Origin of the sequence: Brevibacillus sp. AG (assembly GCF_028369215.1) — a bacterium.
Lineage (GTDB): Bacteria > Bacillota > Bacilli > Brevibacillales > Brevibacillaceae > Brevibacillus > Brevibacillus porteri.
In genome coordinates this window covers 65,119-80,361 of record NZ_JAQMYO010000018.1, presented here as the reverse complement: position 1 = coordinate 80,361, position 15,243 = coordinate 65,119, and the positions used below count along the sequence as shown (strand labels likewise).

17 protein-coding genes are annotated in these 15,243 nt (G+C 37.1%); 16 read left to right on the top strand and 1 reads right to left on the bottom strand.

Annotated features, from left to right (window positions below):
- From POF51_RS29885 to POF51_RS29855, 7 genes are all read left to right on the top strand, one after another.
- The coding region (locus tag POF51_RS29885; protein ID WP_271756662.1) for a sigma factor-like helix-turn-helix DNA-binding protein at positions 1-250 on the top strand (250 nt) is incomplete at its 5' end.
- Positions 251-263: 13 nt separating this feature from the next.
- Positions 264-479: a helix-turn-helix domain-containing protein gene (locus tag POF51_RS29880; RefSeq protein ID WP_271756661.1), complete on the top strand. Its 216-nt coding sequence runs from the start codon at positions 264-266 to the stop codon at positions 477-479.
- A gap of 14 nt (positions 480-493) precedes the next feature.
- Positions 494-676 carry a hypothetical protein gene (locus POF51_RS29875; RefSeq protein WP_271756660.1) on the top strand — a complete coding sequence of 61 codons (183 nt, stop codon included), beginning with the start codon at positions 494-496 and terminating at the stop codon, positions 674-676.
- Between the two features lie 309 nt (positions 677-985).
- Positions 986-1,216 (top strand): AbrB/MazE/SpoVT family DNA-binding domain-containing protein, encoded by a 231-nt coding sequence (locus POF51_RS29870; RefSeq protein ID WP_271756659.1) that lies wholly within the window; start codon positions 986-988, stop codon positions 1,214-1,216.
- A gap of 223 nt (positions 1,217-1,439) precedes the next feature.
- On the top strand, positions 1,440-1,961 hold the full coding sequence (locus POF51_RS29865) for a hypothetical protein (protein ID WP_271756658.1): 522 nt from the start codon (positions 1,440-1,442) through the stop codon (positions 1,959-1,961).
- 65 nt (positions 1,962-2,026) lie between these two features.
- Positions 2,027-2,551 (top strand): hypothetical protein, encoded by a 525-nt coding sequence (locus POF51_RS29860; RefSeq protein WP_271756657.1) that lies wholly within the window; start codon positions 2,027-2,029, stop codon positions 2,549-2,551.
- Positions 2,552-2,802: 251 nt separating this feature from the next.
- The gene (locus tag POF51_RS29855) at positions 2,803-3,732 is read left to right on the top strand and encodes an ankyrin repeat domain-containing protein (protein WP_271756656.1); all 930 of its coding nucleotides are present in this window, start codon (positions 2,803-2,805) and stop codon (positions 3,730-3,732) included.
- Positions 3,733-4,051: 319 nt separating this feature from the next.
- Here POF51_RS29855 and POF51_RS29850 read toward each other — a convergent pair whose 3' ends face one another.
- On the bottom strand, positions 4,052-4,393 hold the full coding sequence (locus POF51_RS29850) for a helix-turn-helix domain-containing protein (RefSeq protein WP_271756655.1): 342 nt from the start codon (positions 4,391-4,393) through the stop codon (positions 4,052-4,054).
- Positions 4,394-4,723: 330 nt separating this feature from the next.
- Between POF51_RS29850 and POF51_RS29845 the strand changes: the two genes are divergently transcribed.
- The 9 genes from POF51_RS29845 (at position 4,724) to POF51_RS29805 (ending at position 15,225) form a co-directional block, all read left to right on the top strand.
- Positions 4,724-6,124 (top strand): DNA-binding protein, encoded by a 1,401-nt coding sequence (locus tag POF51_RS29845; protein WP_271756654.1) that lies wholly within the window; start codon positions 4,724-4,726, stop codon positions 6,122-6,124.
- Positions 6,125-6,493: 369 nt separating this feature from the next.
- A complete protein-coding gene (locus tag POF51_RS29840; RefSeq protein WP_271756653.1) occupies positions 6,494-6,649 on the top strand; it encodes a Spo0E family sporulation regulatory protein-aspartic acid phosphatase in 156 nt (51 codons plus the stop codon).
- Between the two features lie 476 nt (positions 6,650-7,125).
- Positions 7,126-7,878 (top strand): C39 family peptidase, encoded by a 753-nt coding sequence (locus tag POF51_RS29835; RefSeq protein WP_271756652.1) that lies wholly within the window; start codon positions 7,126-7,128, stop codon positions 7,876-7,878.
- Positions 7,879-7,965: 87 nt separating this feature from the next.
- Entirely contained in the window at positions 7,966-9,219 is a 1,254-nt protein-coding gene (locus tag POF51_RS29830; RefSeq protein WP_271756651.1) for a hypothetical protein, read from the top strand.
- Positions 9,220-9,241: 22 nt separating this feature from the next.
- Positions 9,242-9,670, top strand: coding sequence for a hypothetical protein (locus POF51_RS29825; protein WP_271756650.1), 429 nt, complete (start codon positions 9,242-9,244; stop codon positions 9,668-9,670).
- Positions 9,671-10,169: 499 nt separating this feature from the next.
- Positions 10,170-10,847 (top strand): hypothetical protein, encoded by a 678-nt coding sequence (locus POF51_RS29820; RefSeq protein ID WP_271756649.1) that lies wholly within the window; start codon positions 10,170-10,172, stop codon positions 10,845-10,847.
- Positions 10,848-10,897: 50 nt separating this feature from the next.
- Positions 10,898-11,233: a hypothetical protein gene (locus tag POF51_RS29815; protein ID WP_271756648.1), complete on the top strand. Its 336-nt coding sequence runs from the start codon at positions 10,898-10,900 to the stop codon at positions 11,231-11,233.
- A gap of 522 nt (positions 11,234-11,755) precedes the next feature.
- A complete protein-coding gene (locus POF51_RS29810; protein ID WP_271756647.1) occupies positions 11,756-12,664 on the top strand; it encodes a HamA C-terminal domain-containing protein in 909 nt (302 codons plus the stop codon).
- The gene (locus POF51_RS29805) at positions 12,661-15,225 is read left to right on the top strand and encodes a DEAD/DEAH box helicase (protein ID WP_271756646.1); all 2,565 of its coding nucleotides are present in this window, start codon (positions 12,661-12,663) and stop codon (positions 15,223-15,225) included. Before POF51_RS29810 ends, POF51_RS29805 begins: the two co-directional genes overlap by 4 nt.
- The last annotated feature ends 18 nt before the right edge of the window (positions 15,226-15,243 follow it).

The window sequence follows — 15,243 nt, the reverse complement described above, 5'->3', positions numbered from 1 at the left end:
CCGTATGGAAATTCAGTTTACCAACGAAAAGTGGGACATCGGTCATACAGAAGAAGTTGATTCCCAGATGTTTGTTGAGGAATTGCTTAACAGTCTACCTGAACGAGAACGTTACATCATTCAACAGGTGGTCATTGAAGGAAGATCTGAAAGAGAAGTCGCAAAGAGGTTAGAACTTTCTCCCTCTCGACTACACGCATGTAAAGTACAGGCCTTACAACGTTTGCGAAATAAACTCGTATTAGCTTAATAGGGGGAGTAGTGTGGTAATAACTGAGACATTATCCGAAATAGAATTTTGTAAATTAGTAGATGATGCTCAAAAAGGAAATCCGCTTGCAATTGAGGCCTTAATCCAGCACTACGAACCCGATATGAAAAAAATGACTTGGTTTATTCGTATGCCACATGAGGATAGCATGCAATCTCTAAAGCTAATGTTGGTGGAGCTGCTAAAATCAAAGGCCACTCCTACATAAAAGGAGGTTATTGAATGAATGAAACAGTAACAATAATCATTGCAGTACTTTTCACTATATTGACTTTGACCGTAATCCATAAGCATATTGAATTGAAAGTACAAGTACGTGACTTGATTAAAGTAACATTACGTGCCAATAAGAATGAAGAAAAGGAAGAACCGCCATCAAGGGGTTCTTCAAACGATAAATTGTAGAACGAAAGAGGCCTTTCTTTCTACTCCCATCTTATGATGAATAGGAGGATGCTTCTTGGCTACAATGTTATTAATTGTATCAAGTGCTGCTTTGCTACAGATGCTCATGAGTCAACAAGAGTTGTCAAAAGAACTTAAATCAATAAAGAAGTAGCTATAATATAAACGAGCGTATGTATTATTTGGTCCTGCACAAAAGCACCCCATTTCTTTAAAAGAGAAATAGGGTGTTTTTGTGTAATAAAAAGGAACGGGACAAGCATAGAGTGATATTGTAAGCCACGTCTTACTTTTAATGGAGGTACAACGATGTTTAAGAAACCTCTCTTTTCAACTGTATCCTCAAAAGGGCAGACCGTAATACCGGTGAGCCTGCGAGAGGATTTATGCATAGAGAAAGGGAGTACCTTGTTTTATCAACAGGTTTCCAGAAATACATTCCTGGTACGCGTCATGGTTGAAGGAGAGAGTATTGCTGAACCAACGATGCAGCAAAAAGGAAAAAAGATCCCATCAATAGGATTAAAGAAAACCTACTAGTTGTTTTTGGGGAACTTCCTTTTTCTAATCACTTTCGTTGGCAAGTACTTCTCTTGTTCACTGAGCTTATCGGAAAGGATTTTGAGATAGGTGTCCGTGTGGCCAAACGATCGCATAGGGAATGGAATGATTTTTTTGTTCATGGCAGTTCCTTTCTAAGACATTAATGTTATCAGTTTTTCCAACATTCTTGTGATTTAGACGGAGAGGAGTATGGATATTAATGAAGCTCAATTGGTTTAACCGTGCTATTAATGGGTATCAACGAGTCGAATTTTCAGTAGAAAGTAAGCAGTATAACCAGTTAGATCGATTACGACATGCAGTTAACTATTACCGTGAGAGAGAAGACAATGGCGAGGATACATACGTTTCTACAGACATTCCTTCGATAACTAGGGTCTTTATCATCACTGGAATTGAACATGCCATGCTACAGGGGTTCTTACCATTTGCCAAAGCATTCAACCATCATTTGCAAAAACACTTTCAACAGCTTTCACCACATGGTCAATCTTTCAGGAAAACTTACGCGTATCTGCATGTATCTGAACAAAAGGCAATTTGCGATTTGTATGCTATGACCCAAGAGTATGTGGAAGATGAACACTTGAAACACATGAAACAGAATTACGTGTTTACAGAAGCAGAGCTCATCCGCTTTTTCATTATGTATGGATGCAATGAGTTGAATAACAAAGCTGTAAAGGAAGCTTCACGCTTATTATCAGTACACTCCATTTAATAAGTGATCGGACAACGGACATGGGACAATGTCCTTGAGATCAGACTGAAGAGGGGGCGTTTTTGATGGTAAAAAAAGTGGGGGAGAGGGCACAAAGGAAGGATAAGAAGAAGCAGATACGACCTTGGCTACCAGGTACACATTCTGCTGAAATTCGTTCCCTTACGAAATTCCTTGGCGCATCTTCTCGTGCATCCGTAATGGAACATATCCTAGTGACATGTGTTAAGGAAAGACGTTTCATTGATTATGTGAAGCCTTACATGATGAGAACGATAAGACTACCTGTTAGTCATGATGCCTCTTATTTCTTCACTCTTATTGGAAATAGTCACTTGGACAGGCCAGCGGAGGGATTGTATTCTGAGATTAAGGTTGGGGTTACTTATCGAGGGTCCTTTTATGTAACGAAAGAGATAGTGGAGCTGTATCTCCACCCCCTTACCTCTGGTTTGGATATTTCATACGATGGGTTGGCCACTATTACAATGGATTATGCTCTTCGAGAACTTATGGATAGAATTGCACCTAGTTATAAACATAGATATATTTTAAAACAGCACAAGAGAAGCAATCAGCTTACAAGCTAAATCGAGTAAAGCGATAGATTTTTCTGTCATTGACATGCCGGTTATCATCCTCTCATGGATGTAACCGGCTTCGTATTCTTTGTTGTAAAAACAATATATCCTCAGGTGATTACAATAACAGAGGTCTAAAAAAGATGTATGATATCACTGAATATGACTAGGAGTGCAATAGTTGAGAATTGTATGTAGTGGGTCAATCTGTAAAGGTTGTGGTATAATCTACCTGCTACTTTATCTGGAGGTAAGAAAGAATGTCAATTAAATTGAAACGAAGTTTACTTTTAGGATCAGTTATTGTAATTTGCTTATCCATATGGGCGATTGTTATTCAAAGCATGGCTGGGAACAAGTCAACATCATCAAATTCAAATTCGATTGCCCAGGGCCAAAAAACAGCAACGGATAAAGCACCTGATCTGAAAAAGGAAAGCAATCCAAGCCCTGACGTTCCAACTCAAGAGGGATCAACAATCTTAAGTAAAGCTAATGGTGAAGTACCTAATAAAGCTAAGTCCGGAAAAGATAAATCTAATCAACCTGAAGTTTCGATGAATCTCAATTTTGATCAAGTAATAAGACTTACAAAGGGTGATAAGATAGTTGCCATTGCAAATGATCAGCTGCCGTCAGAAGAAGCAAGGCAGGCAAGACAAGAAATAGAAGATTCTTGGAGTCGGTTTGACGCCTTAACTTTTAATGCTTCAGCTTTGGATAATAAGATAGACAAGGTGAAGTTATATTTGAAAGCTGGAATGGACCCAAATGCATACATAGAAGTGGAGGTAGGAAAGAAGAGTCGTCCCATTCATGCCGCAGCTAATAATGGCCATTTGGAAATGGCTAAACTCCTCCTGGAACATGGAGCAAATCCTAATCTCGTAGATGGAAAATACTCAGTGATCCATATGGCAATTGACAACTATGACATGTTGACCTTGTTACTAAAGTCAGGTGCTGAGCCTGATTTAAATTATCAGAACCATCGATCACCACTAATGCGAGTAGTACAGGAAGATAGTGTAGACCTCGCAAAGTTGTTATTGGATCATGGAGCAAATCCTAATCTTTCGACTCCTTACCACCCAGATTATCCATCCACTTTTATGACTCCGTTGGAGGAAGCAAGAAGAAGGGGAGATGTAGAAATGATCGCATTGCTTGAGGCATATGTCCGCAACTAGAACTTGCGATAATGATAAAGCCGAATTACCCCACGGTAATTCGGCTTTTTTTGCTTATTTAACCTTAGCATTGAGAATTTGCACTTCCCAAAGAGTACCCTCTTAGTTAGGTTTACGTCTGTCTTTCCACTCGTCAACTTCTCTTGGATCGATGTCAAGGTTTTCGCAAATATGTAGCGCAATCGTAACAGTGGGAGCGGTAATCCCGTATTCTATGTTCTGATAATGTTTCAAGGATACGCAACGTACAGACATCGAGCAAATGAAAATGTACTGTTACAAAGCTGATATTAGAACACCTAACATTAGATCTGTCGGTCTATTGTTGTTCTTCATTATAAATAACGTTTAGTATAGTTAAAACTTTTTTCAAGTCAGAATTAGGTAGATTGACTAATGTTTTGTTAATCATGCTTATTAAGTACTCTTTTTCGGACGATTTAGATTGAATATCGTACTCAAATAATTTATGTATTTCAATTCCCAATGAAGATGCAACTCTCACAAGAGTCTTTAGTGTGACGTTACGCTCTCCACGTTCTAGCTTACCTATATCTGTATGTTTCGTTCCAACTCTCTCAGCTAATTGCTCCTGACTCAATCCTTGCGCCTTCCGAATTTCACGAATCATTTTCCCTACATGTTGCAAGACAAGCTCCATAGATCGTACACCCCTCATTAGGAGTGTAGACAACTTTTCGCAACCAGATAACACCTGTATAACATTCATTTATTGAAATTGTTGAAAGTTATATCCTCAAATGTTACAATCAAATCAAGGTAAATACCATAATTTCCCTTTTGGATAGAAAAGAAACAAAATATACTAAATGGGGTACCGCCAACAATCTGAACTTTGCTGGTGCTACCCCTCATCGTGCGTTTGAGATGGGGCGACAGTCCTAATTTACAAATATTTACATAAACTTATTTATTCTGTAAAATATAGGAAGTTTGATGGTTTCTTCTGTTAAGGAGGAGTAGATTTAATATGAGGGAAGGTAAGACAGTTCAACGATCAATACGATCAGAAATTGTGCATCACCTGAAGGACAGGGGCTATACGTTGAGCAAGCTAGGTGACTTGGCTGGCATTAGACCTGGGCACATGAGCGAAATTTTGAATGGCAATCCGTCACGAGCGCTTACCGTAGGGCAGCTAGATGCTATCGGTGAAGTTTTTGGTCATGAGGCAGGCTGGTTGTATGAGCTGTATGCGGAAGAAGAATGTTTTAGTGAGGGGAAAGTATCAAAATGGCGCGTAGTTCCATTTCTAGTAAGGTGCGCTGCGATTGGGCGACACGATTGTATTGAGATGACCGTATCCAGGCTATTAGATAATCCCAAGAACGTGTCTATTCTCTTCTCTATTGCTGAACAACTATTTCAGAGCGGCAGAAGAAAAGAATCCGTTGTATTTTATCAGTACGTCATTGATACCGAAAAAAATAGCTACGAAGAGCGCTTTTTACTATCGCAGTATCGATTATTTCAAGCGTTACAAGGTACAAATACAGAAGAACATTGGGCAGCCGTCATTCGATTTGAACCCTACAGAAAGCGATTATCGGAGAATTACCAGCTGGATGCATTACTAAAACTGGCGAATGTATGCTTCTTAGTACAGAAGTGGAAAGAAGTAGAAAAATACGCTGATGAGTTGCGTATTCTCGCTACGGCAGTTTATGAAGATAAACGAAAAAGCAGTAAAGACCATGAACCTCTACAAACAGAGCGACATCTAGTGGTTTACTATGGACAAGGATTTCTTGCAAAGGGTGTCGCGCTACAAATGCAAGGATTATACGAAGAAGCGAAAGAGTGCGTGAACGGATATGCCGATCTAGGATGGTTTGAATTTTTAGATGAAATCGGCAAAGAAGAAGTCGAAAAGTTTCGATACTGGGCAACGGCTAATATGTATACCTACGATATACTACTAGGGAACATCGACATATTACCTACGTATCTTGATTTTCTGGTCAAACATCCCAACGAAATACATGCAGGATTATTGACTATCATGGAAGCAGCTTGTAAGTACAACATTTCTGTAGACCACATACTAGAGAAATATTCTGAGGAGATTAATCGTTTCAATATCTATCATGATCCTGTCAATATAGGCAGACATTATCATTTTCGTTATTGTAAAGCGCTATATGAGTATAAAAGAGGGTCGATTTCAGTTGGTTTAGAGGAAACTTTACGTTGCCTTGATTTGTCTGATAAAATGAATCATCATGGAAATTTCAAACGATCCACTGAACTGTTTTGGGAAAACCGTCAATACGCCTCAGAACAGCAGAACATAGCGTATCATAACATTTTAAAGGGAGGATCACATCATGAAAATAAAGGCGTTTTTGCTGTCACTAGTGGTAACATTTAGCTTCTTTAGCGTTACCGTACAAGATCAAGTCATACCGGCCACAGAGAAGACAAGAGTGACTACTCTCACACATGGAATGGGCGGTTAAACAAGTACATATCAAGTCTGCAACCAGCACCCATACGGGTGTTTTTTTTACCCAGTTTTCTCAGTCGGGCATTTGTCGGGTAATAAGTTATAGTTGTTATTGTAAGGTATTACAAAAAAAGGATGGTGATAACCATAGGAGCTATTGCCTATAAAAAGGGCGTTCCACCCCTTTGCCAGGTAAAAGGAACGCCCACAGGAGGAGCAATTACAGCTCCTATAAGTAAATGTACCACGCTACCTTTAGATCGGGAAGGAGGAATTTATCACGATATAGAACACTTGAATAGCATTGTGGAACAATTGCGTGAACAGCTGGAGCAATTGTATTTAGAGAAGATTGATTTATTGGATAACGAAGTCGTGGAATTAAGCCAACAATTGGATCAGTACATCCTGGTAATTCAATCAAAAATGATGCAAAAAGATAGGATATAAAGTGTTTTTGTTACAGGAGGAATTCTACACTTTTCGAAGGGAGAATACTCAAATTTTTAGGGGTTAAAGCGAAAGGAGGAGCTTTCATTGAATACTCCGCTGTATATCTGTCACTTTGTCTAGATACACTTTATTCCAACGCTAATTGCGTTAATCAGAATGTTTAAAGCACTCGCGCGCGCTCGTAGAGGCTCTATGTCAAGTGTCATACAAACAGTAGTAATTTCCAGTAAACTGTTCACTCTTAACCAGCAGAAAGGTCCATTTTTACTTGACGGTTACATCTGAAAGGCGACTATACTTGGCAACAAAACAATCAGGTGGAACGTGGTAAGTTTAGACCCTTACGCTCCACTCGACAGATTAATCCGAAAATATATGAATTTCAAAAAAGGTAGAAAACAACTTGACTTAACGTTTTTGTAAAAGGTAATATATGGTAAATATTAATAATAACCGGAAGGAGATGTTTCGTAATGAGTTTTAAATTGGGCAATGTACAAGCTCTCTTGGCAACAAGCGCACTAGTTTGTGTCCTAGCGATTCCTCAGACAATTATGGCAGAAGGGACAGGAGATAATCCAAACTTTACTGAGGATATCAAGACAGAAGAAGATTTGAAGTGGATGGAAGAAAAAGAGCAAATGGTTAGCGAGTACATTGAAGAGAAATATACAAAAAATAAAGGTATTCGCGTTCTTGGTGTCGGAGGAACTCGAAACACAATAAGTGTTCCAGAGTTCGAGCAAGAAACTTACTATTACTGTGGGCCAGCAACAGTCAAGCAAGTGCTAGATCACATTAACGGTAATTCAAATAGTCAAGATGATTATGCAACTGAACTTAAGACTCATGACGATAATGGTACAGATTTTTCTAGGGTTGATAATGTGTTAAACGATAATCAGTCCGACAATAATTACGTTTATAAAACATTCAATTCAGATGAAAAAGATAAATGGCTGAGCAAAATTGAATGGGGAATTGACAAGAATTATCCAACTATTTTGGATTTGAAAATTACTTCTAAGTACATGCCAAAATATAGAGAATCAGTTGAGGGTCACATTCTGAATACATCTGGTTATGACTGGGAGGATCACGAGATTCGATTGACAGATCCTTTTGACCAAGGGAATCGTGGTATTACATTAGGTAATACATGGCATCCAGCCGATGGTGTTTGGAAAGCAAATCAAGCCCACTTCCGTGAAGCGATCATTTATTAATGAAGGTATGATATTGAGTCCTTAGAGTATGAGTGTTACTGCTCTAAGGACTCTGTCTTAGTATTCAATATCTTCGGAGGGATTAATATGAGAGTGTATCTGCCAGTATTCGCTACTATCCTAGCATTTACAATTTGCTCAGGATGCGAGCCTTCTTCCACAGAAATTTCATCAACTAATAAAACAAATATTCCTCAATTAAATCAAAACACTACTCCTTTAATTCAAGAAAAAGTCGCTCCATCATTGCAAGCTAAAGATACATACATAGATACCTCTGAACTCCCCACAATAAACAAAGTCTCGGAAAACGACGCGAATAGCTCTTTTAAAGTACCTTTTTCTATTCAGGAATATCAATTAGAGCATCCAGATTTTCGTCATGATCTAATTGCACCTCAGTTCGTAAACGAAGATTATATAATATTTGATATGAATCCAAGTGGAAGTAATCAAGCGTCTATCGGATTATTTGATCGAACAACAAAAAAATATAAGAAAATCTATCTTTCCCCTAAAAATACTATAATTAATTCCTTAGTTGGAATAAATGATACTTTATTTTGGGTTGAATATGAAAAACAAAGAAAAAGAGACAGACCATGGAAGATAATGTCCTATGATCTAAATAGTAAAAAAACGTATCTTGTTAAAAAAGGCATTAGCGATGATGGTACATCAGTTCCTATATTGACGAATACAGACAAGTATTTAACGTGGATAGAGTATGAATTAAAGAATCAAATCATGTGGAGCAGGGCTATGTTATATGACCCTGTTATAAAAGAAACTAAAATTATAGCAGAGGCAAAATTGGATGAAACGAAGGGACGGAATGGACATTTTTTTGCTATTCAACGTCCGAGTGACAACGGAATGCTAATTCACGAGTCGGTTTACACGAAAACGTCAGCTAACGAATCTAAAAAAACATACCAGATTAAATTCTATCCGTACGATATGTCATCGTCAATTTATTTACTTGACGGTAAGGAAATTATTGACTATGTAATAAACAAAAACTGGTTTGTATGGACAGAAGAAGGCAAAGTCACAGTCGCAAGCATGCATGACGGAAAGATTAAATACCAATATTTTGCTGAAAGTGAAAAATTAACGAATGACACGCCTTACATTGTAGATCATTATTTGTTCTATCGTTATGGGATTAATCAGATTTATATTGTTGATTTGAATACGGGCAAACGCCAGAAATTTAGTAAAGATATTGCGAGCACATCAAAGATTTTCAATTCAGAGGATTACTTATTTTTTGGTCAGTGGGAGCCAAGTGAAAGTACAGGTCGTGCCAAATTTCATGTAATTGATTTATCAAAGTGAATTTTAGGGAGTGGGTAGTGAAATGTTTAAGAAAGCTACGTTTTTTCTTGCTGGTTTAGGAGCGTTACTACTCGTCGGAAATGTGGCATCCGCAGCTATCACTCACACTGAGTCCTATGTAAACATCAGCAAGTTGAGTGACGAAGAGGCGAAAAAGGAAGCCCAAGCCTACTCTAATCTACTCACTCAACGAGCTACGGAGATCGCGGCTGACACTGGTGTAGACTTGGACGGATACACTCCTATCAATAAGGGCGAGGTTTTTGAAATCGATGCAGACCTGTACCAAGAGGTTAGAGCGCTGACTAAAACTACAGTTGGCGATAAAAAGCCTCAAATCCATTTGCACGAGTCCTGCGAAAGTCTGTACATACTGAGGCAGTATGCGGATGGAACGAACACGGCTGTAGAGTTCGTTTTGGAAAATGGAAAGTGGGAGCAAACTAAATAATGTACAAACAGGGAGGTAGCTTTTGCTATCTCCCTGTCACTTTATTCTTACCATCTTCCTATTGCACAAAATGAATATTATGTGAGATAAAATTCAACAACTTCGCATTCATATCATGACAAGGCTACTTTTCTTTGTATATGTGGTTCATATAGGGAACTACCATGAAAGCCTCACGATTATGACCGCTTACATATTTTGCAAAGTTGGTTATTGGAATACGAAGCTGATCCACTTCTTGCAACACAGTATGCTCCTGAACACCAAACCAAGTTGGCGACCCCAATCGCAGAGGCAAGAATGTTGGTGAATCGTGAAATGATTGCATTACTAGAAGCATACATTCAAGATTAGAACAGCGTTTGTTAGAACGTAGAAATGGGGTTCTGGCTATTATTCTGGAAATCATTAGCCTGTTAAGGTATAATTTCCTTATTATATTTCTTTAGAACTCGTACTTTTTACACTTCAAATCAAACAGGCAACGGAGAATGTGATTATGAAAAAAGTAGCAGGAATCACGCTTATGGTAGCGTTGCTAGGTTTCAATGCATACCTGTGGCCAACATTGATTAAGGAAGTAAAAGCCGATCAGAAAAACACAAAAAGCGTCCCAAAAGCAACGAAAACGACTTCGGCTTCGCTTTTGTCAGTTTCGACTCCGGTTATGGATTTAGCCAATCAAGGGACGAGGCCAACCAATGTATCAGCGTATCCGGTTGAACAACCAGTAGTTCAGTCAACCCCATCAGAGTTGGTAGGAAGCAAGCCTGGCACAAAAGCGAAAAAGCAGTCATCTCCAAAGGCCGTACAGACGGCTTCAAACAAACAACCAAAGAAAACGGTCAAAAAGCCTTCCAAACCATCGAGACAATCGGATGCTCCAGACGTTCAGATGTCCTTTACAGTTGAGCCAACTAGGATACATTATGAAGAAACGACCTATACAACGACGAGCAGTCACGGCGGTGGGTCGTTCAATATGCCGCTCCAATATAATCCGTATACGGGAAAAGTCGAAGACCCATTCAAAATTACTCTAGACAACATATATCCTGATACTCCGACGTTGGACGAACACAAACAGAGACTTGGTATTCCAGTGACTGTTGAACCGTATGTACCTCCTGTAAATAAGGATCAACAACGACTCGCACCGCAGTCTTATCCAAGATGATAGGATAATGTGGGATCAAATGAGTAGCCTATGATTGGATGGCGATTTATATGAGAATATATCCACGTCAAAGAACTAATTGTTATTTTATCGAAGATATAAGCGGGGATTGCTATCTTTCTGTTGAAGATCCTTCACGTGATATGTGCCCTAGCGATGTTGACCATATTTATAGAGGAATTTTTGAAGGAGTCTATTATCCGGTTGTCACCACGGATAACAAAGAAGGAAAGAATAAAGTTGGGTACTTCTATGATGAAGAAGCTAATGAAATTGTAACTTTCATTAATGAGGAGTTCTCTACAGAAGATGATGGTGAGTTTGAGCCGGTCTCGGAAGAATTCTTAAAAGTAAAAAGCTACTGGGACAATTTCAATAATGAATAAGCACATTATTCTATAAAAGAGGGGCCCTCATCATGCAGGGTCCTTTTTAATTGTTCTCCACGTTTTCTGCTCGATAACTAGATATACTTTTCGACAATGCTAAACACGGTAAAAATATAGGGGAATTTTCTCTAATTCCCTGCTTTAATCAATACGCTGGTACCTCACCTGCTGCCTTGCCCATGGCTCCCTTAGTTCATCTGCCGCTTTCCCTAAAACTCCGGATAATTGTCCTGCTGCTATTTTCATAGTAGCAGGCGCATCGAATCTCCCTGCTTGAGCTTATTATTCCAGGAAAAGTCGGAGATCAACTCCAGCAAAAAGTCCCCCTTTTCTCAAATCGTCGACTCCCAAGATCCGCACCTCCTAGTGACCTCATTGCAGAGGAAAGCTCCCCAGCATATAACCATAATCCGTGCGCCAATCGAAAGACATCGCTGACACGATATGTAGAATCGTGGAGGATATATCTGGAAAATGTCGAATTAGTTTCAGTAACTAACTTATTGGGGAGACTTTGCCGTGCTTGATACTAGTCCATTTTCAAAAAAAATGTTAGATGTGTTGAAACACAGTAAAACCTATAAAATCAACAACGATCAAAATAATTTAGAACTGTTTACTTGCCCTATTAATGCAAATCAATTTGACTATTCTCGCATGGTAGAAAGTTTACTTGAATCTGTCGCCGATTTTTCTATATCCAGAAAAACAAAGGAGAAGTATCAAAGTTCTCCAATGACTTTATCTCAAAAAGCCCGAGAAAAATTTCGAAATTACAAGGAAAACAAAGGCGAATTGGGAGAGTTTCTATTATTTTGCTTTTTGGAAGGCCACTTAAATGCACCTAAGATTTTATCAAAATTAGAACTTAAGACTTCAACAAACATGTATGTGAACGGATCAGATGGCATACATTTTTTAAAGTTGCCAAGCGGGAACTATCAATTAATCTTTGGTGAGTCTAAATTATACGATGATTTAACAACTGGCCTACGGGATGCTTTTCAATCAATTAATGATTTTTTAAAGGAAGAGAATCAAAAAGGGGAAGAGAAAAGCGGAATTAGTTATGAAAAATCTCTTCTTTCTGCAAGTGTTTTCAGAGAAACTTGGACAATAGAAGAAGAAAAATTTATTGAACAACTTATCTACCCTACCAATGATAGATCATTTGATGTCGATGATGCTTTTGGAATTTTTGTGGGTTTTGAAATTAGTCTTGATGATAATCAACGTAGATTGCCCAATGACAAATTTAGAACTATGATAGACGATCATATTAATCAGCTTGTAACAAAAAAAATCACTAATATTGAAAAGTATATAGAGCAACATAAACTATTTGGATACAATTTTTATGTATATACAATGCCCTTCCTAGATATTGAACTATCGAGAACGAAAATATTGGAGAGTTTAATAAAATGACATTTCTAAATAGATTAGTAGATAAAGCGCTTAAAGATCCTTACGTGTCGTTCTTATTAGTAAAGCTAGAAAAACAATATGCTAATCATTTTATGGGTAAAAACACGGAGATACATAATCTTACTGAAAAAGAGTACTTAGACTTGCTCAGATTTGCTGATATTCTTTGTCGTTCTGAGAAATATGAAGCACGAAACATAGCATATAAGATAATAAGTTTGCTCCATGTATTTTACAATGATGATCAGATGTTCAAGTTACAGGCTTATAATGTTTTGGTGAAGTTGGGGAATTTTCCATCAATTGAAATTGTATTAGGTGAAACAAAGGTCGAGTCCGATGAAATCCTTATAGATAAAATAGTTAAAGAAACGTATCAAGCAGCGCCTGGTTCTTCCAATATTTTCACGGATACTCAATACAAATTATTTGAAAAGATGAAAGATAGCAATCACTTTAGTTTTTCTGGTCCAACCTCTTTTGGAAAGTCGTTCATTTTTGAATCATTTATTAAATACTTGATTGAAAAGAAGAATGGAGCTGATAACATTGCTCTTTTAGTTCCTACAAGAGCATTGATCCATCAAGTTTCGACGAAGCTAAAAAACGTAATAAAAGATAGGAAATACAAAATATTAACTAAACCTATAGTGCCCTTATTGTATAAACAAGGTGATACCAGATTTATTTTTGTATTCACTCCAGAGAGACTTATTTCGTACCTATCCGAAGCCAATCCAGTTATTAATTATTTATTAGTTGACGAGGCTCACAAACTACTATCCGAAACCGATACACGTGCTCCACTTTTTTACCATGCTTTAATGATTGCGAAACGAAAAAGTATCAATCTTTATTTTTCGTCTCCTAACATACCGAATACTGATATTTTTTTACAGTTAGTCGGAAATAGTGTGGAAGAAACGTTAAGTATAAAAGAAAACTCAGTTGCACAGAATCGTTTTTTTATTGATTGTATCGAAAAACGGGCAATTTATTTTTCAGAATATGGTGAAGAGCAAGTGTTAGAGTACAGTGGTTACCATAATGATCCACATACTAACTTAAAAAATGCTATCAAAATATTAGGGAAAAATAACCCAAATATTATCTATTGCAACACTAAAGATGATACTATTCAATATGCTTTAGAATTTGCTAAAACTTTACCATACACGTCAGATAATGAACTCGAACAGTTAATTAATCTTGTGCGTGATACTATGCATGAAGAGTATTACCTTGTAGATTGTTTAAATAAAGGTATTGCATATCATTTTGGTGGACTACCTCAACGGATTAGAGAGAAGATCGAAGTTCTTTTTCAAAAGAAGGTAATAAAAAACATATTTTGTACTTCCACACTTTTAGAAGGAGTAAATCTTCCAGCAAAAAATATCTTCATTTTAAGCAATGCTATTGGACTAACGAAATTATCTAAGATTGATTTTTGGAATCTAGCTGGTAGAGCAGGAAGATTAACAGAAGATTTAAGTGGAAACATTATCTGCTTACGTATTATTGATAAGAAAAATCGTTGGGAGAATCCAGCTAAGGATCTCCAGGTTATTAAGGACAAATCCGTAGAAGATGTGTCCTCTGTTCTTATGACTAATAAGGGGAAATTTTATGTTAACATTGGACATTCAATTAAAAATGAGCCTTTTACTAGAAAAAATGTAACAGATAACGAAAAAAGAATGTTAGATTCTTACGGTAATATTCTGGCTTATCATGCTTTAAGTAAAACTGATTCAATACTTAGAAGCAAGTTCATTGATCGTAATAATCAAGCGAAGGAAATAATTAATTACTTAGAAAAACTAAATAAGGTTCCAGAAAACATCCTTTCTCAAAGCTCTACAATTAAGTTGGTTTATCAAAATAAAATCTTGTCGTCTTCAATAAAGATGAATATACCTAAAAAAACAGGATATCAAGAATGCTTAGATTTACTTAATAGGCTTTATGATTTGTACAATTGGGGAAAGGAAGAATCTGGAGGGAGAAATCCTTTTGTTAGAAATAAAGCTGTCCTAGGTTATTATGCAGTTTTAATGAGCTCATGGATTAACTCCCAACCATTGAACGTTATTATCAATAAAACGATCAATTATTTTGACGTGAATAGTAAGGAAATTTCTATTAATAACAGAGATGTTGTATTATTTGAAAAAGATAATAGGGCTCACATAAATCATATAGTAAACAGCGTAGTATCAGATATTGAAAATGTACTTCGCTTTAAAATAAAAATTTACGTGAAAAATTATGTGGATTTGCTAACCATCAAGAATCAAAAGAGCGAAGAGATTATTGACATTCCAAATTGGGATAACTATTTAGAATATGGGACTACTGATCTTACAATTATTGAATTACAGAATCTAGGATTCCAAAGACATATAGCTAGTTTTTTAAAGAATAAATACTTAGACTTTTTTATTATGGAAAATGGTGTAATAACTAATTTTCTAGAAATTGAATTAAAAGAGCAACTTCAAAAATCCAAATACAAGCAAGAGTTTGAAGAAGTATCGAATACATTGGGATGGAGTTGAGTATTGGGATTTTAAAGT